The organism is Arthrobacter gyeryongensis (genome assembly GCF_039543785.1).
Taxonomy (GTDB): Bacteria; Actinomycetota; Actinomycetes; order Actinomycetales; family Micrococcaceae; genus Arthrobacter; species Arthrobacter gyeryongensis.
Genome location: NZ_BAABKK010000014.1, coordinates 16,471 through 39,507 on the forward strand (window position 1 = coordinate 16,471; position 23,037 = coordinate 39,507).

18 protein-coding genes, 1 tRNA gene and 1 other RNA gene are annotated in these 23,037 nt (G+C 64.7%); 12 read left to right on the forward strand and 8 right to left on the reverse strand.

Annotation, left to right across the window (positions count from 1 at the left end; translation table 11 throughout):
* Positions 1-10: 10 nt before the first annotated feature.
* Positions 11-391 carry a MarR family winged helix-turn-helix transcriptional regulator gene (locus ABEA18_RS11335; protein WP_234752616.1) on the reverse strand — a complete coding sequence of 127 codons (381 nt, stop codon included), beginning with the start codon at positions 389-391 and terminating at the stop codon, positions 11-13.
* Between the two features lie 97 nt (positions 392-488).
* On the opposite strand from ABEA18_RS11335, the gene ABEA18_RS11340 reads away from it, so the two are divergent.
* Complete coding sequence (locus tag ABEA18_RS11340) at positions 489-1,946, forward strand: MFS transporter (RefSeq protein ID WP_345449513.1); 1,458 nt, start codon at positions 489-491, stop codon at positions 1,944-1,946.
* A gap of 106 nt (positions 1,947-2,052) precedes the next feature.
* Positions 2,053-2,964, forward strand: coding sequence for an oxygenase MpaB family protein (locus ABEA18_RS11345; protein WP_345449514.1), 912 nt, complete (start codon positions 2,053-2,055; stop codon positions 2,962-2,964).
* A gap of 57 nt (positions 2,965-3,021) precedes the next feature.
* Here ABEA18_RS11345 and ABEA18_RS11350 read toward each other — a convergent pair whose 3' ends face one another.
* On the reverse strand, positions 3,022-6,525 hold the full coding sequence (locus tag ABEA18_RS11350; RefSeq protein ID WP_345449515.1) for a proline dehydrogenase family protein: 3,504 nt from the start codon (positions 6,523-6,525) through the stop codon (positions 3,022-3,024).
* Between the two features lie 125 nt (positions 6,526-6,650).
* Here ABEA18_RS11350 and ABEA18_RS11355 point away from each other — a divergent pair, with 125 nt between their 5' ends.
* A complete protein-coding gene (locus tag ABEA18_RS11355; protein ID WP_345449516.1) occupies positions 6,651-7,550 on the forward strand; it encodes a LysR substrate-binding domain-containing protein in 900 nt (299 codons plus the stop codon).
* Between the two features lie 128 nt (positions 7,551-7,678).
* Here the strand turns inward: ABEA18_RS11355 and ABEA18_RS11360 are convergent.
* Positions 7,679-7,763 (reverse strand) — tRNA-Ser (locus ABEA18_RS11360).
* Positions 7,764-8,073: 310 nt separating this feature from the next.
* Between ABEA18_RS11360 and ABEA18_RS11365 the strand changes: the two genes are divergently transcribed.
* The 4 genes from ABEA18_RS11365 to recR all read left to right on the forward strand — a co-directional run bounded on the left by ABEA18_RS11365 (position 8,074) and on the right by recR (position 12,514).
* Positions 8,074-8,397 carry a YqfO family protein gene (locus tag ABEA18_RS11365; RefSeq protein WP_345449517.1) on the forward strand — a complete coding sequence of 108 codons (324 nt, stop codon included), beginning with the start codon at positions 8,074-8,076 and terminating at the stop codon, positions 8,395-8,397.
* Between the two features lie 84 nt (positions 8,398-8,481).
* Positions 8,482-8,578: signal recognition particle sRNA small type (gene ffs / locus ABEA18_RS11370), an RNA gene on the forward strand.
* Positions 8,579-8,611: 33 nt separating this feature from the next.
* The gene (locus ABEA18_RS11375) at positions 8,612-11,752 is read left to right on the forward strand and encodes a DNA polymerase III subunit gamma and tau (protein ID WP_345449518.1); all 3,141 of its coding nucleotides are present in this window, start codon (positions 8,612-8,614) and stop codon (positions 11,750-11,752) included.
* A 162-nt stretch (positions 11,753-11,914) separates the two neighbouring features.
* A complete protein-coding gene (recR, locus tag ABEA18_RS11380; RefSeq protein WP_028265726.1) occupies positions 11,915-12,514 on the forward strand; it encodes a recombination mediator RecR in 600 nt (199 codons plus the stop codon).
* A 45-nt stretch (positions 12,515-12,559) separates the two neighbouring features.
* Here recR and ABEA18_RS11385 read toward each other — a convergent pair whose 3' ends face one another.
* Together ABEA18_RS11385 and ABEA18_RS11390 are read right to left on the reverse strand one after the other, a co-directional pair.
* Positions 12,560-13,741: an ABC transporter permease gene (locus ABEA18_RS11385; protein WP_345449519.1), complete on the reverse strand. Its 1,182-nt coding sequence runs from the start codon at positions 13,739-13,741 to the stop codon at positions 12,560-12,562.
* Positions 13,738-14,694, reverse strand: a complete 957-nt coding sequence (locus ABEA18_RS11390) for an ABC transporter ATP-binding protein (protein ID WP_345449521.1) — start codon at positions 14,692-14,694, stop codon at positions 13,738-13,740. The genes ABEA18_RS11385 and ABEA18_RS11390 overlap by 4 nt, the downstream gene beginning before the upstream one ends.
* A gap of 251 nt (positions 14,695-14,945) precedes the next feature.
* On the opposite strand from ABEA18_RS11390, the gene ABEA18_RS11395 reads away from it, so the two are divergent.
* Positions 14,946-16,292, forward strand: coding sequence for an aspartate kinase (locus ABEA18_RS11395; RefSeq protein ID WP_345449522.1), 1,347 nt, complete (start codon positions 14,946-14,948; stop codon positions 16,290-16,292).
* Positions 16,293-16,476: 184 nt separating this feature from the next.
* Here ABEA18_RS11395 and ABEA18_RS11400 read toward each other — a convergent pair whose 3' ends face one another.
* On the reverse strand, positions 16,477-16,656 hold the full coding sequence (locus ABEA18_RS11400; RefSeq protein ID WP_284754587.1) for a hypothetical protein: 180 nt from the start codon (positions 16,654-16,656) through the stop codon (positions 16,477-16,479).
* Between the two features lie 163 nt (positions 16,657-16,819).
* Positions 16,820-17,029, reverse strand: coding sequence for a hypothetical protein (locus tag ABEA18_RS11405; protein ID WP_345449524.1), 210 nt, complete (start codon positions 17,027-17,029; stop codon positions 16,820-16,822).
* Positions 17,030-17,153: 124 nt separating this feature from the next.
* Between ABEA18_RS11405 and ABEA18_RS11410 the strand changes: the two genes are divergently transcribed.
* From ABEA18_RS11410 to ABEA18_RS11425, 4 genes are read left to right on the forward strand one after another with little or no spacing between them, the layout of a single operon-like run.
* The gene (locus ABEA18_RS11410) at positions 17,154-17,648 is read left to right on the forward strand and encodes a MarR family winged helix-turn-helix transcriptional regulator (RefSeq protein WP_345449525.1); all 495 of its coding nucleotides are present in this window, start codon (positions 17,154-17,156) and stop codon (positions 17,646-17,648) included.
* Positions 17,649-17,673: 25 nt separating this feature from the next.
* Positions 17,674-18,243, forward strand: coding sequence for an SSI family serine proteinase inhibitor (locus ABEA18_RS11415; RefSeq protein WP_345449527.1), 570 nt, complete (start codon positions 17,674-17,676; stop codon positions 18,241-18,243).
* On the forward strand, positions 18,140-19,183 hold the full coding sequence (locus ABEA18_RS11420) for a 3-methyladenine DNA glycosylase (protein WP_425550511.1): 1,044 nt from the start codon (positions 18,140-18,142) through the stop codon (positions 19,181-19,183). Before ABEA18_RS11415 ends, ABEA18_RS11420 begins: the two co-directional genes overlap by 104 nt.
* The gene (locus tag ABEA18_RS11425; RefSeq protein WP_345449530.1) at positions 19,180-19,551 is read left to right on the forward strand and encodes a serine protease inhibitor; all 372 of its coding nucleotides are present in this window, start codon (positions 19,180-19,182) and stop codon (positions 19,549-19,551) included. The genes ABEA18_RS11420 and ABEA18_RS11425 overlap by 4 nt, the downstream gene beginning before the upstream one ends.
* Positions 19,552-19,794: 243 nt before the next feature.
* Here ABEA18_RS11425 and ABEA18_RS11430 read toward each other — a convergent pair whose 3' ends face one another.
* Positions 19,795-22,911: a S8 family serine peptidase gene (locus ABEA18_RS11430; RefSeq protein WP_345449531.1), complete on the reverse strand. Its 3,117-nt coding sequence runs from the start codon at positions 22,909-22,911 to the stop codon at positions 19,795-19,797.
* Positions 22,912-23,037 lie beyond the last annotated feature (126 nt).

A 23,037-nucleotide genomic window follows, 5' to 3' on the forward strand; every position in this document is an offset into this window, starting at 1 on the left:
CCGTAGCGGGCTACTCGCCGAGGTTCTCTTTCAGCAGCGCGCGGTGCTCGACGGCGGCATCCGAATGCAGCGCGCGGCCGGCGTCGGTGAGCTCGAGGTAAAGCGAGCGGCGGTCATCCGTGCAGGTTACTCGCGAGACGAGTCCGGCTTTCTCCAAGCGGTCAACAACCTTGGAGACGGCGCTCTGGGTCATGGGAGTCCGCTCCCCGAGTGCCTTCATGCGGCAGGCAGAGTCGACGCTTTCGGCAACGAGATCGAGGATTTCGAATTCGTTGAGGCCGATGTCGAACTTGGCTTCGAGGGCGCGGTCGATGGCGGCCGCGGTGCGGAAGTACGAGTTCTGGATGCTGCGCCATTGCTCAACCAGCTGGCGATCCTGCGTTGTTGCCATAGGGAGATTCTAGTCGAAACCCTAGATAAAGTCCACGTCATAAGATTCCTAGTCATATTCCTTGTCATTGAATGACGTGTCATATAGATTGATTTCCATGACTTCCCCAAGCACCCTCACTAGATCTGCCGAGCAGCTCCATACAGCCGTCCGCTGGACCCGGGCCCAGTGGCTGCTGCTAATGGTGGTGTGCACGGTCCTGGCTCTCGACGGCCTGGACGTTTCCATGGTGGGAGTGGCCCTTCCCTCCATCGGCCACGAACTCCACCTCGGAACCGATTCCCTGCAGTGGATCGTTTCCGCTTACGTCCTGGGCTACGGGAGCCTGTTGCTCCTGGGCGGGCGGCTCGCCGACCTCCTGGGCCGGCGTCGGATCTTCCTGATCGCCTTGACCGTGTTCGCTGCGGCTTCACTCCTCGGCGGCCTCGTGAACGATCCCACCCTCTTGATCGCGACGCGCTTCGTCAAGGGCCTGGCCGCAGCGTTCACCGCCCCTACCGGGTTCTCCATCATCACCACCAACTTCGCTGAAGGCCGTGAGCGCAACAAGGCGCTGTCCATCTTCACCACGTTCGGCGCGAGCGGCTTCTCGCTCGGGCTGGTGGTTGGCGGGCTCATGACCAGCCTGAGCTGGCGCTGGACCTTCCTCGTATCGGTACCGATCGCCGTCACCGTCGTGCTTCTCGGCATGTTGTTCATTCCCCGGGACAAGCCGTCCACGGAAGAGAGCGGCCATGACGTCTGGGGCGCAGTCACGCTCGCGCTGGGCATGCTTGGCCTCGTGTACACCCTGGTTTCAGCTCCGGAGAAGGGCTGGGGATCTGTGGCAACAATCGCCGGATTCGCCATCTCTGCTGCCGTGCTGGCAACCTTCGCCGTCATCGAAAACCGCGTCAAGCACCCGCTCATCCGCTTCGGCATCCTTCGTGAAGGCTGGGTGGCGCGCGCCAACCTGAGTGCGGTTGGACTGTTCGGTTCCTATCTGAGCTTCCAGTTCATCCTCACCATGTACTTGCAATCGGTGCTCGGCTGGTCTCCCCTGGGCATGGCATTTGCTTTGCTTCCAACCGGGCTCCTGGTGGCAACGAGCGCACCCTTCGCGGATAGGTTCATCGAGAAATTCGGAGCCCCGAAGCTCATCCTCACCGGATTGACCGCCATGGGACTGGGCTACGTCCTGTTCCTCCGCGTCGGAACCTCACCCAACTACGTCCTGGACATCCTGCCCTCAGTGATCCTGCTGGGCATCGGGTTCGCTTTGGCCTTCCCGTCCATCAACGTCCAAGCCACCGCTGGAATCCGGGATTCGGAGCAGGGGCTGGCCGCCGGGCTCATCCAGACCAGCACGCAGGTTGGTGCAGCCCTTGTCCTTGCTGTGACGACTGCCCTCGTGAGCGGGCATGGGCAGGCGGATGGCACGCTCAGCGCGGCAGCCATGCTCGATCAGTACCGGCCCGGCCTGGTTCTGAGCGCTGCCGTGGCAATCGCGGCCCTGCTGGTGGCAGCGTCCCCGGCGCGCCGCCGTCGGGCACTTGCCAGGCAACCCGCAGTCTAAGCGGATTCGCGCGAAAGGTGCCGGCCCGGTGTTTCCCAGCGGGCCGGCACCTTGACGTAAACAAGGCCGCGGCTTGCGCCAACAGAATGCTGCGCAACAATGGACCATGGTCAACTTCTTGAAGAAGTGGCAAGCGGAGCTGCGGATGACTTTTACGGGTCACCCGCAGTCCACGCCTGACTGGGTGCTGCGGCTTGCGGAGGGAAACGACCCCGGATACCACCTTCCCGGCTCGGCCGTCTGGGCTATCCACGGTTCCATGTCCACGATCATCGCGGGAATCCGGGTGCTGCTCATGCAGTCCCTGCATCCCGGCGCTTTGGCGGGCGTGTACGACCATTCAGGCTTCAAAAGGGACCCCCTGGGCCGGCTGGCAAATACCATCCGTTGGATATTCACCGTGAGCTACGGCTCTATGGATGCCGCGCAGACCGCAACCCATTTCGTGCGGCGAGTGCACGACTCCGTCAAGGGCAGCTACGTAGACGCCCAGGGCCAGACCCGCGAGTACTCAGCCAACGATCCCGAGCTTCTCCGCTGGGTCCACGTCGCGTACGCGGATTCCTTCGTAGCGGCGCACCGGATCTGGGGTGGGGCGGTCCCCGGCGGCGCCGACGCCTACATCCGCGAGTGGGCCCAGGCAGGCCGCCTGATGGGAGTCGAGGACCCTCCCCTGAGCCTCGCGGAAGTGACGGCGGAAATGGACCGCTGGTACGCCTCCGGCCAACTCCGCGCTGACGAGCGGCTGAGGGAAACCATCGAATTCATCCGATATCCGCCATTGAAAGCGTCGCTGCAACCTGGTTACCGGATTTTGTTCGCCGCGGCCGTGGCCAGCCTGGAGCCCCGGTATCGGGAACTGTTGGGGCTGGAAAAGGCCCGTTTTGGCCCCATCCCGCTGCCATCGATTTTCGCCGCACGGTTGGTCCTCGCCGTCGTACGCCTGACTTTGGGACGCAGCGGCCCCAGCGAGCAGGCTGCCCGGACACGGTTGCGGCGCTTGGGGTACGAGGCATAGCAAAGAAGCCCGGCAGAACGGCTTGTGGCCGTCCCGCCGGGCTTCTTTGACGAACCGCTAGATCAGCGCGTCCGACAGGTGGTTCGGAGTGCCGAAGCGGTGTGCTGTGATGCTGATGGCCTGCTCGTGCAGGAACGGCAGCATCTCGATGCGTCCGGCCGGGGTCACCGTGCCGTGGTAGATCGCGACGTCGGGACGACCGCCGGTCGCGGCGCTCAGGGCGCTGCTGTCCCCGCCGATCAGGCGGATGCGGCCACCGTTGATGCCTGCAGCGGAAGCCAGCCATTCGGCGTCGTTCTGGATGCGGGTGCTCACGCCCAGCCCTGCGAAGGCTCCGATAACAGCTTCGGGAAGCTCGACGGCGGAAGAAACCGTGAGTGCCGAACCCGCCACTGCCCCGGCTGCTACGACACGAAGCAGGTCCACGAGCTTCCCGCCCTCGGACAAGCGGATGGTCACGAGGAAGGCCCGGTACCGGAAGACGTTGCGCTCGGCACTCAGGCCTGAGACGTCCTTGCGGGTGCCGAATTCCGTGGCCCATGCCGCGGCGTCGCTGAAGAGCGCCTTCTGCAGGGCCTCCGCGTCGCTGGCCTCAACAAGCGGGCCTGCGGCCTTGGCCGCGGCCAGGATCGAAGCCGCCGCACCCTTGAGTGTGGCACCGCGCTTCGCGGCGGGCTCGGCAGGGAGCCAGCTGCCAAGTCCGACCAGGTAGTTGGGTCCGCCGGCCTTGGTGCCTGCGCCCACGGCCGACTTCTTCCAGCCGCCGAACGGCTGCCGCTGGACGATGGCGCCCGTGATGCCGCGGTTCACGTAGAGGTTGCCGGCTTGGATGGTGTCCAGCCAGACGCCCATTTCATCGGAATCGAGCGAGTGCAGCCCGGCCGTGAGTCCGTATTCGATCTCATTCTGGATGGCGATGGCTTCTTCCAAGGTGGACGCCGTCATGACGCCGAGGACCGGGCCGAAGAATTCGGTCAGGTGGAAGTAGGATCCGCGCTTGACGCCGAAACGGATGCCCGGGGACCACAGGCGGCCGCTCTCGTCCAGCTTTTCCGGCTTCACTGCCCAAGTCTCGCCGTCGCCGAGGGTTGTCAGCGCGTTGAGGAGCTTGCCGTTGGCCGGCTCGATGATCGGGCCCATCTGGGTGGTTGCCTGTTCCGGGTAGCCCACCTTGAGCGAGCGGGCTGCATCCACGAGTTGGTTGTGGAAGCGCGCCGAGGTGGCAACGGAACCTACCAAGATCACGAGCGAAGCGGCGGAGCACTTCTGTCCGGCGTGCCCGAAAGCCGAGTACACGACGTCCTTGGCGGCGAGATCGAGGTCCGCGTGCGGAGTGACGATGATGGCGTTCTTGCCCGAGGTCTCCGCGAGCAGCGGGAGGTCCTGCCGGAAGGAGCGGAAGAGTTCGGCGGTCTCGTAGCCACCGGTGAGGATCACGCGGTCAACGCTGGGGTGCGAAACCAGTTGGGTGCCCAACTCGCGTTCTTCGAGCTGCACGAGCGCCAGCACTTCGCGCGGCACACCAGCCTCCCAAAGCGCGTCCACCATGACGGAACCAGAGCGGCGGGCCTGCTTTGCCGGTTTGATCACGACGGCGGATCCCGCCGCGAGTGCCGCCAGCGTGGAGCCTGCGGGAATCGCCACCGGGAAGTTCCACGGCGGGGTCACGACCGTGAGGTTCGCTGGAACGAACGTGGCGCCGTCGACCGTTTCCAGGTCCTTGGCACGCTCGGCGTAGTAGTGCGCGAAGTCGATTGCTTCGCTGACTTCGGGGTCGCCCTGTTCGATCGTCTTGCCGGTCTCGGAAGCCATGACCTCAAGAAGTTCGGCGCGGCGGGATTCCAGGATGTCGCCAGCCCGGTGCAGGATGGCTGCGCGCTCGGCGGCCGGCATGGCTCCCCAAGCTTTGCCGTTTTCCACTGCGGTGGCAATAATGCGGTCCAGTTCCTGGGCGTCCCTCACCTTGCTGGCTTCAACGATCGCGTTGCCGGCGGTGGAGCCCGGAATACGCTCCAGGATGGCGCGGCCCCAGGCCCGGTTGGCTGGCAGGGCAGGATCGGTGTCCGGCGTGTTGGCGAAACCATGGTTTGGCATGGCGGCCGCGGGCCTGTTGCGGTCCTGCGTGCGGTTGGGGGCCGGAACGGCGTCGTCCAGCTTCGCGAGGGAGGCGAGGAAGCGCTGCTTCTCGCGTTCGAACAGAGCTCTGCTTTCTGGGGAGTTCCCCCCAAGCTCGAACACCGCGGACATGAAGTTGTCCTGGCTGGCGCCTTCTTCGAGGCGGCGGATCAGGTAGGCGATGGCGACGTCGAACTCGCCCGGGTGCACTACCGGCGTGTACAACAGGAGGCTGCCGACGTCCTTGCGGACGGCCGTGGCCTGGCCCGTGGCCATGCCGAGGAGCATCTCGAACTCAATCGCTCCTTGCCCCTGCGCGGCGATGCCGCGTTCCTTCGCCAGCAGCCAAGCAAACGCGACGTCGAAGAGGTTATGGCCTGCGACGCCGATGCGGACCGCGTCGATGTGTTCTGGGGTGAGGGCGTAGTTGAGGACCCGCTTGTAGTTGGTGTCCGAATCCTGCTTGGTGCCCCACGTGGCGAGCGGCCAGCCCTGGATGGACGCCTGGACCTGTTCCATGGGCAGGTTGGCGCCCTTGACGACGCGCACCTTGATGGGAGCGCCGCCGTTTGCCCGGCGTGCCGCGGCCCATTCCTGCAGTTCCTGCATGGCCGAGAGCGCGTCCGGGAGGTAGGCCTGCAGCACGATACCGGCCTCGAGGTTCTTGAATTCGGGCTTGTCCAGGATCCGGGTGAACACGGCCATGGTCAGGCTGAGGTCCTTGTATTCCTCCATGTCCAAGTTGATGAACTTGGGCTTGGGGAACGATGCAGCCAGCCTGTAGAGCGGCGTGAGCTTCTCCACCACGTGGTCCACTGCTTCATCGAAGGCCCACAGCGAGTGCGGGGCCACCGTGGAGGACTCCTTGATGGAGACGTAGTCGACGTCGTCACGAGCCAGGAGCTTGAGGGTTCCCTCAAGCCTGCGGCTGGCTTCGCGTTCGCCCAGGACGGCCTCGCCCAGCAGGTTCACGTTCAGGTGGACGCCGTTCTGCTTGATCTTGGCGATGGCCGGGCCGAGCTTCGCGTCGGTGGCGTCCACGATCAGGTGGCCCACCATGTCACGCAGGACCTTGCGGGCGATCGGGATGACTACCTGCGGAAGAACCGGAGCCATGACACCGCCGGTACGCACGGCGGCACGCATGTACCAGGGCAGGAAGGCCGGGACTTTCGGGGCAAGCTTCGCCAAGTTGCGGCCGGCGACGGTCAGATCCTCGGGGCGGATGACGCCGTCGACGAATCCCACCGTGAAGTCCAGGCCATTCGGGTCCTTGAGGACGCCGGCGAGGCGCTGGGCGGAAACGTCAACGGGCACCTTCGAGGCTTCGGTGAGCCAGTGTCGAACCAGTTGGATGGCTTCGTGGGCCAACTCCTGGAGGTGTCCGGATTCCGGGGTGGACTGAGTCCTGGCGTCGATGCTCGAATCCCGGGTTGGTGTGCTCATGCGCTTCGTTCCTTTTGGTGCGGAGAGGGCTTTGTTTCCATCAGTATGGATCTACAATCAGATTAGGAAAAGCGATCTTTTCTGAAGAATATTCATTAGATTTCTCGACCCTTCTGGAGAGCCGAATGCTGGATGTCCGTAGGCTGCGCCTGCTGCACGAATTGAAGATCCGCGGAACGCTCGCAGAGGTTGCCGACGCGATGAAGTACAGCCCGTCGTCGGTGTCCCAGCAGCTGACCTTGCTGGAGAAGGAAGCCGGCGTGAAGTTGCTGCGAAAATCGGGCCGGCGCGTGCAGCTGACGCCCCAGGCCGAGATCCTGGTGGAGCACGCGGCGTCCTTGTTGGCCACCCTCGAGCGGGCAGAGACGGATCTCGCGGCGTCTCTCTCCACAGTGACGGGAACAGTGCGGCTGGCCGTGTTCCAAACCGCTGCCCTGGCCCTCATGCCGGACTTCCTCACCATCATGAAGGGCGAGTATCCCGAAGTGCGCGTAGAGATGATCCAACGCGAACCGGAGACTGCCCTCTATGAAACCTGGGCCCGCGACTTCGACATCGTGGTGGCCGAGCAATACCCCGGACACGCGGCACCGCACCACCCCGGCCTGGACCGTGCCACCCTGACCAGCGACGCCATCAGGCTGGCCACTCCCCCGCTTGGCCTTGGCGGGGAATCGATCTCCTCACTCGCGGATACGGCTGCGCTGCCATGGGTCATGGAACCTCATGGCGCGGCGTCCCGGCACTGGGCGGAGCAAGCATGCCGTTCCGCCGGTTTCGAGCCCGATGTCCGCTACGAAACCGCCGACCTCCAAGCTCAAATCCGGCTCATCGAGTCCGGCAATGCCGTGGCCCTCATGCCGGACCTCGTCTGGACGGGACGAACCACCCCGGTCCAATTGCTCGACCTGCCGGGACTCCCGAAGCGGACAGTCTTCACCTCAACGCGCACCGCCGGCCGGATCCACCCCGCAATCCTGGCGTGCCGGGAAGTCCTGGAACGGGTGGCTGCGGAACGGATGTAGGGGCTCCCCGGCGCGGCGTGGGATTGGCTGGTGCCTTCGGATTCTGCACGATCATTCCCCTCGCAGTGACAATTCGAATAGCGCCGGAACGCAAAAAGGCCCCGATCCAAAAGGACCGGGGCCAAACGCGGAGAATGGGGGATTTGAACCCCCGAGGGCGTTAACCCAACACGCGTTCCAGGCGTGCGCCATAGGCCGCTAGGCGAATTCTCCATGCTTCTGAATCAAAAGCAGACTCCACTGTACCCGAGAATTTCAGCATCGCCCAATCGGGACTTTCATGGCGCCGAGCCGGCCCACCCTGCGCTTAAACGTAAAAATGGACGCCCCCAATGCGTCCATTCCTCCGGCACTCCGTTGAGCTGCTGGGTCCAGCCCCTGAAACCAGGCCCTGCAGCTCACAATCTTGAGATTGCCCCAATCGGTGTACATACCCATAGTCCGCTGCGTTCAACGGTTTGGCAATGGAGATTAGAAACCATCCTTTGACCTGTTTTTGAGCGGCCACTGGGAGGATGGTGCCATGAGCCAGCTACACGCCCTCGTTGTCTATGTCCCCGTATCCCATAACGAGTCCTTGCTGGCCGCGATCGGCGATGCCGGGGCCGGCAGAATCGGGGACTATTCGCATTGCTCCTTCACCACTCCTGGCACTGGACGCTTCACTCCAATGCCCGGAGCACAGCCGTTCATCGGAGCCGTGGGGCAAGGCGAAGCAGTGCCGGAAATCCGGGTCGAGTGCGTAGTTGAAGCGGACATGCTCGACGCCGTAGTGCAAGCCCTGCGATCGGCCCACCCGTACGAGGAGCCCGCGTTCATGACGTGGCCCGTGAACGGCTGGCGCTAACCCACTGGACATGTCCATTTTCTGGCTCTCACAGGGGACATGTGCGCGAATTCGGAGGGCTCGAAAACTTCGGGTAAGCTTGTCGACGGCCCCTCATGTGGCGTCATCCTGTTGAACTCCCCCAGGACCGGAAGGTAGCAAGGGTAGATGGGCTCTGGCGGGTGCATGAGGGGTCTCTTATTTAAATGTCAGTCCCTATAGGTAGGTTTCCCCTGTGACTGTTACTACTGCTCTTTACCGCAGATATCGCCCCGATTCTTTCGCGGACGTTATCGGGCAGGAACACGTCACCGAGCCGCTCATGACGGCCCTGCGCAAAAACCGGGTCAACCACGCCTACCTCTTCTCCGGCCCGCGCGGCTGCGGAAAAACCACGTCCGCCCGCATCCTCGCCCGCTGCCTCAATTGCGCCGAAGGCCCTACAGACACTCCTTGCGGCAAATGCAACAGCTGCGTTGAGCTGGCCCGCGGAGGCTCCGGATCCCTCGACGTCATCGAGATCGACGCCGCCAGCCACGGTGGTGTGGACGACGCCCGGGATCTCCGCGAACGCGCCACCTTCGCCCCTGTGCGGGACCGCTACAAGATCTTCATCATTGACGAAGCCCACATGGTCACCTCCGCGGGCTTCAACGCGCTGCTGAAGATCGTCGAAGAGCCGCCGGAACACATCAAATTCATCTTCGCCACCACGGAGCCGGACAAGGTCATCGGCACCATCCGCTCACGTACGCACCACTACCCCTTCCGGCTGGTGCCGCCCGAGCCCCTGATGCAGTACCTCGAGCTTCTCTGCCAACAGGAGAACGTGCCCGTAGCTCCCGGCGTGCTCTCCCTCGTCATCCGGGCCGGCGGCGGGTCGGTGCGCGATTCCCTCTCCGTACTGGACCAGCTCATGGCTGGCGCCGGACCCAACGGCCTGGACTACGAGCTCGCCGTCGCGCTGCTTGGATACACCCACGCTTCCCTGCTCGACGACGTCGTCGAGGCAATCGCCGCGTCCGATTCCGCCACCGTCTTCCGCGCCGTGGACCGTGTCATCCAAACCGGACACGATCCCCGCCGCTTCGTCGAGGACCTGCTGGAGCGGTTCCGCGACCTCATCATTGTCCAAGCCATGCCGGAAAGCGCCCAAGCCATCCTTCGCGGCATGCCGGCGGACCAGATCGCCCGCATGCGGAGCCAGGCCAACAACCTCGGTGCCGCCGAGCTCTCCCGTGCCGCCGATGTCACTAACACCGCACTAACTGAGATGACCGGCGCCACCTCGCCCCGGCTGCATCTCGAACTGCTCTGCGCCCGCATCCTGCTGCCCAGTTCCGAGCAGACCGAACGTGGCATCGCCGCCCGGATCGACCGCGTCGAACGCCGCCTCAACTACGGCGGGGCACTTCCTCCCGCGGAAGCCCAGACAGCGTCCGAAGGCATTGCGGTTCCTTCCCCTTCCGCCGCGCCGCTCGCCCGCCCGGCGGATCACGCAGTGGAGCGCCCGACGGCGGCCGCCAGTCCCGCTCCCGCCTCACCAGCGCCCGGCTCACCAGCGCCCGTGCCGCCGGCGCCCTTACCAGCCGAGGTCGCTGAGGCTCCGGCGCCCGGCCGTTCGCCTGCCTCCGGCGAACCGTCCAGGGAACAACTGACACCGCCACGGGTCTCCACTACTGACTGGCCCGTGGATGAATCCAGGCAAGAGGCCAGCCGTCCGGCGCACGAACAAGCTGCCCAAGCTCCTGGTCAGCTTCCTGCTCAAGCTCCCGCGGGGCGCCCAGTTGCCCAGGTGCCATCCGCTCAACCAGCGGCAGATCAGGACCGGACCCGGTCCTCGGCCGCACCAGCTCAAACGGCCGCGCCACGCCAAACGCCCGAGCCTGCCCAGGCCCAGGCGTCAGCCCCCGCACAACCGCCAGCGCCCGCACAGCCCTCCCGGCCCGCCACCGCGGGCGCCGATGTCGAGGTGATCCGGCGGGCTTGGCCCGAGATCCTCCAGACGCTGACCAAGATCAAGCGCAGCAGCTGGGCTCTGGTCGGAGCGAACGCACAGGTGGCGCAGTTCGACGGCCAACTTCTGACTTTGGCATTCAGCACTGACGGCCTTGCGAGCGCTTTCAGCCGGGCAGACCATGCCGAGAACCTTCGCCAGGCAATCCACAAGACGATCGGCATCGACTGCCAGATCACTTCGATAGTCGGCGGCAACAGCTCAGGTAGCTCTGAACCAAACCCAAAAGCACCGGCTGACCCGACGCCCCCGGTAGGGGGTGGCGCCTCTCCCGTTGTGTCATCCGCCGTGGACAGCGCATGGGGACTTGCCCCTGCGGCACAAAGCCCTGCCGTCCCGGAAGCAGAAAAGGCCGTCGCGGCACCAGCCCCCGAGGCCGCTCCGACCCAAACCGTTTCCCCTGCGCAGGCTTCCGCTTCGGCAGCTGCCCCGGCATCGTCCGCCTCAGCAGCTGCGGCGTCCCCAACGGCACCGACAGACCCGGCCGCGGACTACTCGTACTCGGACGATGATTGGGGTCCCCCGCGGGACGAAGACGCTCCCCCGCTTGACGAAGAACCGCCCATGGATTGGGAGCCGGCAGCTCCTCCGGGCTTCGCCGCCGTGCCCACGGCCGGCCTCGCCGCCCGTTCGTCGGCCAGTACGGCAGCCCCGGTAGCCGCACCATCGCCAGCCGGTTCGCCCCGCGCTGATTCGGCGCAGAACAGCTCAGTCCCCGCCACCTCTGCCCCCACGAGCAAGCGCCCCACCCAAGCATCTTCTGAGAAGAAGTCCAAGGCCCCGGAAGATCCATGGTCCAGGGCTGTCGAGCACGCGCCAGGATCGTGGGTGGTCGGCACCGAGTCCAACGTTGGCTCCGCAGCTTCGGGCATCTCTGCCGGTTCTGACGGTCAGGCCAATTCATCCGCCCCGGCGACACCCAGCCCCGTCTATGAACCTGCGGCCGCGCAGATTCCAAACCAGCCGCAGGCTCCAGTGCCGGCACCAGCCACCGCACCGGCGGCCGAACCCGCGCCTTCGGTCGTAGCACTCGCACAAGCCGCTCCCACTCCGTCTGCCCCGGCGCCGGCGCCCGAACCCGCGCCTGCCCAAGGATCAACCCCCGCAACAGTGCCGGTGCCTTCGGGAACCGGGAAGCAGAGCCTCTACCAACGGCTTTCGAACAGCCCGGAAGCCATGGCCGGCCGTGAGAAAGCACCGGCACGGGCTACCGTCGCCCCTGGCAGCGTGGTGGAGGACATTCCGAGTGCCGACGATGAAACCATCGAGGAGTCGGGAGTCTTTGGACGCGCTGCCGTCGAGCGTATTCTGGGCGGAAAGCTACTGGAAGAACGGTCGCTGGACAGCATGCGCCGCTAACAACGAGACGCCGTCCCAACACCCTGCGGGGGCCCGCATGGTGTTCGGCGGGGAACCTCAAGGAACCCTGTCTAAGAGCCCGCCGGCGCCCGAAAAAGGTGCCACCAAACCGCGACGCCCGCCGAACAGCAAAGGCGTCCACCCCAAACGAACGAGGACATTGTGTACGAAGGCGCAGTACAAGAGCTGATCGACGAGCTCGGCCGGCTCCCCGGCGTGGGGCCGAAATCGGCGCAGCGCCTGGCCTTCCACATCCTTGAGGCCGATCCCGAGGACATGAAGCGGCTGGTCGCGGCCATCACCACAGTCAAGGAACGCGTGAAGTTCTGCACGGTCTGCGGCAATGTCACCGAGCAGGAGCTTTGCAACATCTGCCGCGATCCGCGCCGCGACCCCTCCGTGATCTGCGTGGTCGAAGAATCCAAGGATGTCCTGGCTGTGGAACGCACGCGGTCCTTCCGCGGCCGGTACCACGTCCTCGGCGGCGCCATCAATCCGATCGCCGGAATCGGGCCCGAGCAACTCCGTATCCGCGAGCTTCTGACCCGGCTCAACGACGGCGCCATCCAGGAAATCATCATCGCAACCGACCCGAACCTTGAAGGCGAAGCGACGGCCACCTACCTGGCCCGCATGTTGAAGTCGATCGGCATCACCGTCACGAGGCTTGCCTCCGGCCTCCCGGTGGGCGGGGACCTGGAGTACGCGGACGAAGTCACCCTGGGAAGGGCCTTCGAGGGTCGCCGCAACGCCCTCATGTAGGAACGCCCCCGACGCCGCTGCGGACCTTTAGGCGGCCCGCCCGGCTTACGCGATCCGCGTCCCGCTGGCCAACCGGCCTGCGGGCGTCCGCAGCGAACGCCAGCCGAGCCACATGAGCAGCCCCGTCAGGACCAGTTGCAGGCCGAGTCCCAGTGGCCACAAGGGCGTCGTCTGCTTGAGGTACTGCGGCTGCGGCACGCCGTTTGCGCATAGGTAGGAGTGGTCCGGTCCGGCGAGCGCGGACCTGGCACTCTGGCTGATGCCTTCGATCATGCCGACCGAGTAGAACACCGATCCGCTCCGGTCCGGATACGGAATGGCGTCGGCCACCACCACGTAGGGGTTCAACGCGAGCATCCACGCCACGCGTTCGGTCCGGGCGGCCGGGTGCTCAACCAAGGGACCCTCGCAGGTGTAGGCCGGTTGCGCCGGTTCAAGCGGTTGTCCCTGCTGATTCGGCTGCACGGGCGCATACAAGACGCCACGGCCAACGGGAGAGTTGGCCAATACGGTGCCCTGCGCCAGTTGCGTTCCCAGTCCGAAGGAAATCAACGATCCGACCACCAATGCGGCGACTACTAAGTAGGTCACCACGATCGAGAACAAGGGCCGCCCCGCAAGCGCGGAAATCCCCACTCCGATCCCGCAGACAACGGCCAGTTCCACCGCCAGCATCAGCAAGGAAACCACGACGTGCCCCGGGGTCAGCCCGCCTTGGAACATTCCGAAGACAAGGAACGGGGCACTCGTCGCGAGGAAGGCGAGTGCCGCGAGCCATCCCGCGCAGAACTTGCCCCAGAGAATCTGGCCCGGAGTCAGCAAGGTGATCTGCAGGATGGCAAGTGTGCCTCCGCCCCGGTCTCCGTTGATGGCATTGGCGGACAGCGCGGGCGCCACGAGCAGGGCAAACAGGAGCACGAAAGCCAGGACGACCTCGAAGATCATGGACCCGGCCCCATCCTGCTGCGCCAGTGCCGACGGCGGCATGGTGGAACGCCGCGTTTCCATGCTTGCGTTCCATGCGAGCCAGGTCAGCCACGTCACCACCGCGATCACAAAGAACCAGATGCCCAACATGATGTACCAACCGCGGGAACGCAACCGCTGCTTCATCTCAAGGACCACGACGTCGCGGATCCCGCCAAGATAGCCGACGACGGCGTTCCCGCCGCCCGTAGCTCCCCGCGGTCCCGCAGGGCCCGGCACGGTGTCATTCACGTTGCTCATTGCCTCTCCGTATCCAGGTTCATGTACGTCTCTTCGAGGGCACCGGCTGCCGGGGCGAAGGAAACTACGCCGATGCCGGACCGGACGAGTTCGGCCAAGAGGGCGGCAGCGCCGTCGTCGTGCGTCAGCAGCAAGGTGACCGACGGGCGGCGGCCCGCCTCCACGCGGTGTTCCAGCCCCAGTTCGCTGAGCTTTGCTATGAGGGCCGCGTTGTCGAGGGCTGTGATGGCGTAGCGCCGGCCCTGCAGGGCGGCCTCCTCGAGGGTCTGCTGTTTCACGGTGCGGCCCTGGCTGACGAACACCGCTCCGTCCGCGATTTCATCGAGTTCACTGAGGACGTGGGAGGAAACCACCACGGCTTTCCCTTCCCCGGCCAGGCGGCGCAGCAGGTTTCGGAGCTCCACGCGGGATCCCGGGTCGAGGCCGGACGCCGGCTCGTCGAGCAGAAGCACGGAGGGGTCGTGGATGAGAGCCCTGGCCAGGCTGAGCCGTTGTTGCTGGCCTCTGGAGAGCACCCGGGCCGGCTGGTCGGCAAGGGTGTCCAGCCGGACAAGTTCGAGCAACCCGGCAACACGCTGGGCGATACCGGACGTGGGCAGACGGTAGAAGCGCGCCATCTGGACCAGGATTTCGCGTGCGGTCAAGGACTCCCACACCCCCAGGGTGTCCGGCATCCAGCCGATCCGAAGCCGCGCGGCGGCGCTGTCGTGCAGGGGATCCAGGCCGTTGATCCTGATGGTCCCGGAGTCGGGCCGCAGAAGCGAGGCAAGCATGAGAAGGAGCGTCGTTTTGCCTGCGCCGTTAGGACCGATGAGCGCCGTGACCTTCCCTGGCGGGGCATGGAAGTCGATGTGCTCGACGGCGTGGACCGTACCGAAGCGGCGTGAGACGCCTTCCGCGGATACTCCGAGGGCGCCGCTCACCGGGACGCTTGAACTTTCAGCTATGGACATGCTCTACTCACCTGTTTCCCCCAAACAGAACAAGTACGCTTCAATTCCCGTGAGCCCACATGCCCGCAGGCTGCGTATTTCTTGATCGTACGCCAAGCTGAAACTGCCCGGCACGCACCCAAGGGCCGAGATTTGGTCACAATTCCCCCGCCCGCCGCGCCCGGCGATAAACTGGCCACATAAGCCACGTAGCCGTGCCGCTACCTGGCCACGCAACGTATGATCCCCAATTGAGCAGTGAGGGTGCGCGCATGAGTTTGCCCACTACCGATGTGAAAACCGAAGACCTGACCGCGCAGACTGCCAAGACCAAGCAGCTGATCGTGCAGAAGTTCGGCGGCTCCTCGGTGTCCGATGCGGAAGGCATCAAGCGTGTTGCCCGTCGCGTGGTTGACGCACAAAAGGCCGGCAACGAGGTTGTCGTGGTGGTTTCCGCCATGGGAGACACCACGGACGAACTCCTGGATCTCGCCGCCCAAGTCACCGATTCTGCTCCCGCTCGTGAGATGGACATGCTCCTCTCCGCAGGCGAGCGGATCTCCATGGCCCTGCTCGCGATGGCCATCAACAAGTTCGGCGCCTCAGCGCAGTCATTCACCGGCTCGCAGGCCGGCATGATCACGGACGGCATCCACGGCAAGGCCCGCATCATCGACGTCGACCCCCACCGCATCCGTACCGCATTGGACAAAGGGCACGTCGCCATCGTGGCCGGCTTCCAGGGCATGACCCGGAGCACAAGGGAGATCACTACCCTTGGCCGCGGCGGATCCGATACCACTGCGGTGGCCCTCGCCGCCGCGCTCGAAGCGGACGTCTGCGAAATCTACACGGACGTCGACGGCATCTACACGGCCGACCCCCGTGTGGTCTCCACCGCAACGAAGATCGACCGTATCTCGAGCGAGGAAATGCTGGAACTGGCAGCTTCCGGCGCCAAGATCCTGCACTTGCGTTGCGTGGAATACGCCCGCCGATTCGGCGTGCCCCTGCACGTCCGGTCCTCATTCAGCCAGAACGAAGGCACTTGGGTCCTGCCCAGCGCCGACGACAAGATCAAGATTCAAGAGGGAGTTGCCTTGGAGCAGCCAATCATCTCCGGTGTTGCACACGACCGTTCAGAAGCCAAGGTCACTGTGGTCGGCGTCCCGGACATCCCGGGCAAGGCCGCCGCAATTTTCCAGGTCATCGCCAAGGCGCACTCGAACATCGACATGATCGTCCAGAACGTGTCCACGCACGGTACCGGCCGCACGGACATCTCATTCACCCTGCCCATCGTGGAAGGCGCCGATGCCCTCACTGCCCTCCGTGCGGCGCAGCCTGAAATCGGCTTCGAAAGCATCGAATACAACGAGAACGTCGGCAAGCTTTCGCTGATCGGTGCCGGGATGCGTTCGCACCCGGGCGTCTCCGCCACCTTCTTCAAGGCACTCTCCGACGCCGGGATCAACATCAACATGATTTCCACCTCGGAGATCCGCATCTCCGTGGTCACGCACGCCGATCTGCTGGATGACGCCGTGCGCGCCATCCACAAGGCGTTCGATCTCGACGGCGACGCCGAGGCAACCGTCTATGGCGGCACCGGCCGCTAGTCAGACACCGCCGCCGGGAACCCGCCGCCGGGCACCCGCCGTCGGGCACCCGCGGTCGGGCACCCGCCGTCGGGAGCGCACAGCCAGGCACCGCCGTATGAATCTGAAGTGCCTAACGCAAAAGAACCGGAGCTTTGGCTCCGGTTCTTTTGCGTTCCTGCGGCTTTTGGTCCCGCAAGCGGCTTCAGGCGCTTTCCTTGCGGACTCCGTAGTGGTGGCCCTGGTCGTCCGTTTCAACGACGAAATGCCCCAGGTCTTCTTCCGACGCCGTCTCGAAGTCGTCATGCTTGTGGACTACGGGCGCATCAATGTCGCCCCGGGTTGCCGGGCCGAACCAGAAGCGAAGCCGATCGGTTACCCTCATGAAACTATCGAGTGCATGTCCCACAATTCCCACCTCCTTCCCCGCTGCGAGGTCCAGCCGTACGGTTGGAGCTGAGTGGTTCCAGTGAGGCCAATTTTACGCCCGGAACCCGCAAAAGGCCCGGGTCGGCGTCGATCGGTGCGAGGCCGGGAGCCGGTGGGGACTATCGAAGGGATTTGTCGTCCGGGTTCTTGGGGACCACGTAGGTGCTGCCATCCGGCCTTTGGATCGTCTCCCATTGCTGCGCTTCGGCCTGGCGCCGCGCGAGGAGGAGCTTGTTCTCCTCGGTCATTTCATGATCCAGGGAACTGCTGTGCGCCGGACCGAAAATGATCCGCAGCTTGCCGGTTGCTCGCATGAATCTCTGGGTCATGGTCTCTTTGGCCACCTGGTCTACCCTCTCTCAAAAGGATGTTGTGGTTTAAGAGTACACTAACAATTAGTGCACTAACTATTGACCGGTACGGATCGGTCGCCGACACGGAACGGAGCAAACCATGGCTGCCGCAAGCACACCCCTTGCCCCTGAAACCACCGCCCCGCCGGAAGACGATTTGTTGCTGGAGCGTCAATTGTGCTTCGCCCTGACCGTGGCGTCGCGGAGCGTGGTGGGCGTCTACAAGCCGGTGCTTGAAAAGATGGGATTGACCCATCCCCAGTACCTCGTGATGCTCGCCCTCTGGGAACGCAGCCCGCGCACGCTCAAGGACATCAGCGAAGCACTCCTGCACGAGCCAGCCACCCTTTCACCCATCCTGCGCCGGCTCGAAGAAGCAGGATTCGTTACTCGCAACCGCATCCATGGAAACGAACGGGCCCTCGCCATCACCCTGACCGAAGCCGGCGCCGCCCTCAGGCAGCAGGCAACGGCTGTGCCGGGAACCATCATGGAGCGACTCCACCTCACGCGGGCCGAAGTAGCGGAACTGCACCGGGCAATGACCGGGCTCATCGCGGCCACCCAACTCCCGGGGGCGGCCGCCGGGCGATAAACTGGCAGGAATCAAGGAGATCCCCATGCGTTTGCGAATAGTCCGGTACGTTCTGGCTGTCCTCGCCGTCGCCGGGCTCGCCGCCTGCACGCCCGGCTCCGGGGGCGGTTCGCCCAGCAGCCCGGCGCCTGGCAGCAGCGCGTCGTCCTCGCCGTCGAGCAGCCCTACCGGACTTTTGCCTGACGAAACGGCGTCTCCCAGCGGCAAACCGACCCCTTCGTTCTCCCCCACCGCGCCCAGCTCACCCGGCCGCGGAGATGCCGAGCTTTCGATCATCGTCAAGCTCTCCCCCACGGCAGCACCGGAAAGCTACACGCTCGTCTGCACCGGCGGTGTCCCCTCCGCGGAGAGCCACCACCCCACCGCAGCCGCTGCGTGCGCCGCCCTGAAAAAGAACCCCGCCCTCCTCACGCGAACGCCGCGCTCCAGCGACCAGGTCTGCGAGCAGCGTTACGGCGGACCCCAGACTGCAATAGTCACCGGGGCCGTTGATGGCGTTGGCGTCGAGTCCTCCTACAAGCTCACGGACGGCTGCGAAATTTCCGCCTGGGCCGCCGTCGCCGACATCATTGGTTCAAGCGGTGCCGGAGCTTAAATACACGCACCTCCCGCAAGAGAAATGGCTCGCGCTGGAGGCCGCCCACCACGCCCGCGTCGAACGCTACGCCAAGCCATACTTGGCCCGCCGCTCCGCAGGCCAGAAGCATCCCGTCGAAGACTTCCTCTTCACCTACTACACCCAGAAGCCCGGCCAGCTGCTGCGCTGGCACCCGGGCGACGGCGTCGTGCTCTCCGGCCCCCAAGCGGCGGAGCGGGCCGGGTGGAAGTATTACCGAGCGCTCGACGACGGCGCGCTGGCGGCCGCGGGTCTGCCCGCCCGTACCGTTGCGGCCACCTTCGATCGCCGCAAGTTCGCGGCCGACCGCACCGAGGCCATCCGCTTCGCCGGCATCATCCTCTCCGGAACCGTCGCGCGGCCCGCCCAGTTTGGTTGCTTCGGGCTGCACGAGTGGGCCATGGTCTACCGCCAGGACAAGTTCGATCTCCGCCACGAGTACCTCAAGCTGCGCCTCGGCTCCGAAGGCACAGACACCGTGGTGGAAGACAACCGGATCCGCTGCTCGCACTTCGACGCCTTCCGCTTCTACACTCCGGACGCCATTCCGCTCAATGAGCTCACCCCCACGCGGGACAACCAACGCACCATGGAACAACCCGGCTGCCTGCACGCCAACATGGACCTCTACAAATGGGCGTACAAACTGACGCCGGCCCTGCCGAGCGAGTTGGTGATGGACTGTTTCGAACTGTCCTGGCGGATCCGGGCCATGGACATGCAGGCCTCGCCCTACGATCTTGAAGAGTGGGGATACCCGGCCATCAGGATCGAGACACCGCAAGGCAAGGCCGAGTACGTTGAGTATCAGCGGGCATTCGCCGCCGAGGCCCAAGCGCTCCGTGCGCGGGTCCTCGAGGAGGTGCAGCCGCTTCTGGAACTCCTGAGACAAACACCGGCCCACGAAGGACAGCGATGACTTCAAGCACAGGAAAGTACGACGTCGAGCTCACCATCACGCTGACGGAGGCGCCAGGCGCTGTGGACTACGAGTTCGTCCTGCTCGGCTCGGGCGGCGAAGTCTCCGAAGGCTCGACCCTCCCGGACCCCCGCGCGGCGCTTGCCGCCGTCGAGCAATTCGGCGAAGAGATCTTCTTTCCCGTTCCCCGGCCGGACCGTATTTGTACCCAGCAATACGGCGGTCCGCAGGTGGCAACGGTTACGGGCAGGTTCCGCGGGCGCGAAGTGAGCAGCCGCTTCAGCCGGACGGACGGCTGTGAGATCGCCCGTTGGCGCACCATGGCCGCCCTCCTCGGCGGCGTGGCAGGATCCACGGGAAACATCTAGTCCAACGCCCGCTCACAAACAACCGTCCCCCACCCGACGCTCGCTCACAAACAACCGTCCCCCACCCGACGCTCGCTCACATCATCTGCAAGAGGGTTCCGTCGTTTGGGCCCAAAGGTGAGCGAGCGTCCGGTGAAAAGGCCATATAAGTGAGCTGGCGTCCGGGGGGGATGACGAGAAAGCGGCCGGCGGGATATCCCGCCGGCCGCTGCCTTGCATTTCTGTCAGACCATCACTGCCGCGCTACGGCGCGTTGTTTGACTGGTCTTCCCCGTCATTCTGCAGTTTGGCCTTCCCGTGCCCGCCTTCCTGGTCATCGTTCGGCACCACGGACACGCTGCCGTTTGCCGAGACCAGGACGGACACAAACGTCGGCGAGCTGGTGCCGGCAAAAGTGAGTCGGCCGATGTAGGAACCCGGCGTCAGGTTGTTCCACGCAAAGGTGAGCTTCCCGGATTTGCCGTTCTTCATCGTGATCGGGTTGGGCGTGACCGCGGCGTTGCCTTGGTTTGCGCCCAGGATCGCGGCATCAACACTGGCCTTGGTGGGCCGGTTGTTCGGGCTGGCAAACAGGTTCGCGATGATGGTGTATGTCCCAGGCTGCGGGTTGTCGAGCGAGAGCGACTCACTGGCACTCGCAGTCGCTGCCGTGAACAACTGGCCCGACGGCGACAGAACATACAGATCGAAATCCGCCGTGGGATCGGAGGAAATCACCGAGAACTTCGCGAACGCCGTTCCGGGGGGAACCGTGGCGGTCTTGAGGAAGTTCGAGGCATTGTTCGCCACAGCCACGGGACCGGGAACAAGCTCCGCGGCGGAGGAATCAGCCTTGGAGAGGCCGTCAATGGTCACAGCCGTGGGTGAGTCGGAGCCGGAGACGATGTTGATGTCCGCCGATCCGCTTGCCTGCTGGGACGTGAAGGCGACGCTCTTGGAGGCCACCACCGACTGCGGACGGACCGCAATCGGAGAGACCACCGACTTGTTGGCGCCTTCCCACTTCAACGATCCCATCGCGAAAGTGCCCAGTGGCGCGCTCTTGTTTTCGAACGTCACCGTGAAGGTCCTCTTCTGGCCGACTTCGTTGAAGTTCAGCACGGACGGGGTGACGTTGACGTCAACGCCGGGGACGTTGGCTGTCGCCCGGTATTGTCCCGGGGTCAGCGCGGTGACGGTGCGGGTGACCTCGATCTTGCCCGCCAGGTTACCCAGGGCGAACGACGGAAGGTTCATGTCGCGCGGCAGTGTCGAGCCAAGTCCCGGCTTGCCGAGATCGACGCCGGTGCCCTGGATGAACTTCAGGTAGTCCTCGGTTCCGGCATCGTAGACCAGGCCCGGTTCCAGCACACTGGCAGGGTTCATCTCTCCTGCACCGGTAGCGAAGACGTCCTGGTTCTTGCTTCCATCGGCGAGCTTGACGTCACTCGCCGTCGTCATCATGGCCGATTTGACCATCGCCGGTGACCAATCGGGATTCTTCGCCAGGATCAAGGCTCCGAAACCTGCAACGTGCGGGGACGCCATGGAGGTACCGGACATGAATCCGTACTCATCACCCTTGCTGCCGATCGGCGAAACACCCGCCAGCACAGCAACGCCGGGAGCCGAGACGTCCGGCTTGAGGAGATCCGAATCGGTGGCGAGGAGCGGGCCGCGGGAGGAGAATCCGGCGATTTGCGGCTGGGCCTCGAGCGGAAGACCGGTGGTGTCGTGGTCAACCAGGGAAACCGTAAGTCCCGGGTTGGCCGCAACCTTGTCCTTGATGGCTTGCGAAGCCGGAGGATTGACGTGGACGGTGGGTACTGCGTGCTTGTCCGTGTCCAACGAGGAGTTGGTGAGGTTCACGAGGATCATGCCCACGCCGCCACCGCGTTGCACCTCGGCGCTCTTGGCGACGCGGTCAACCACCCCACGGTCACACACCACTACCTTGCCGGCGATTTTCGCCGGGTTCAGGGACCCGGGCGCACAGAGTGCTGCGTTACCGGCACCTGAGGCGGCGTTTGCGGAGAGCACGACGCCGGCCCCGCTCACCTGGTGGTTCATGATGCTCGCTCCGCGGAACTTCGTGCCGTCGGAGAATTCGACGGTTCCTTGGAGTTCCTGGGAGAAGGAAGTAGCCGCAACCGTGGTCATCCAGGGTGCGCCGTGGTTGACGGTGCTGGCCTGCGGACCAGAGTTACCGGCGGACGCTGCCACAAAGATGCCGGCCGACGCAGCAGAGAGGAACGCCAGCGAGACCGGGTCAGTGGTGGTGTCCGTAGCGCCGGAAATGGAGTAATTCAGGACGTCCACGCCGTCGGCAATAGCCTGGTCAATGGCGGCGATCGCCGCGGAACTGTAGCAGCCGCCTGTATTGGGGTCGGTGTCTTCCCAGCAGACCTTGTAGATCGAGAGCTTGGCAGCTGGTGCCACTCCGCTTGTCTTGCCGAAGCTGCGGCCGTCCACGAACGTTTCCACACCGGAGTTGCCTGCCGCGGTGCTCGCCGTGTGCGTACCGTGACTCACGACGTCGATGGGCGAGATCTGTTCCTGGGGTGCCCGTTGGGCTGGCGGAACCGTCTGGAGGAAGGCATCCGCGAAGTAGTGGGCGGCGAGGACTTTGGAATTGCAGGCAGTGCCGTCAAACGCAGCCCCAGTGTCGGTACCCTTCTGGCACTCGCCTACGAAGGTATCTCCGTTGGCCTTCAGCATGGCGATCTTGCCGTCACTCGTGCGGTACGGGACGCCCACCTGGGGGTCCCCGACCAGCGGTTGGACGGGATCGCCGGCGAAGAACTTGCTTGTGGGCGTGTAGCCGGTGTCGATGACGCCCACCACAGTACCCTTGCCGGCTTGGTCCTGGCCGCCGAACTGGGTGTTCCACACGCCGTTCGGTCCGCTGAGGTTGAGGAAATCGGTGGTGGAGTAGTCAGGAGCGGACTGCGTGTCCGGGGCAACGAGGAGAACATCGGGGTTCTTCGCGAGATTGACGGCCTGGTTCGCGGAAAGGGTGGCGCTGAAGCCGTTGATGGCTGTGGTGTAGTCGCGATTGATGCTCACGCTCTGCTGCTTGGCCACGTCCTGCTGCTTCTGCTGCAAGTGGGCCTGGTACTGCTTCACTTCGGCCCTGCCGACGTCAAGCTTCTTGCCGGATTGCGGCTTGGTGGGCACATAGCCGGGCGTTCCGCCGTCGTAAGTGGCCGCTGGCTTCTCTGCCAGCACCACTACGTAGCGGCCATCCTGATAAGACTTGGGGTCGACATTCCGGGCAACCCCCGCAACCGTTGATCCGAAGACCGTTGAGCCGGAAGCGGGCGAAGCATGAGCGGGTGTCAATGCCACCGAGGAGAGCAGAACCGGTAGTCCGACGGCCAACGCCGCAGCTTTTCGAAGCCCCCCGCTTCTAATGAAGCTCTTTCCTTGTGAATTCACGAGTGATTGCACCTTTCCGGGCGATCGTGGCGGTCATGTCAAGATCAATCAACTGAGGACTGGCACCGA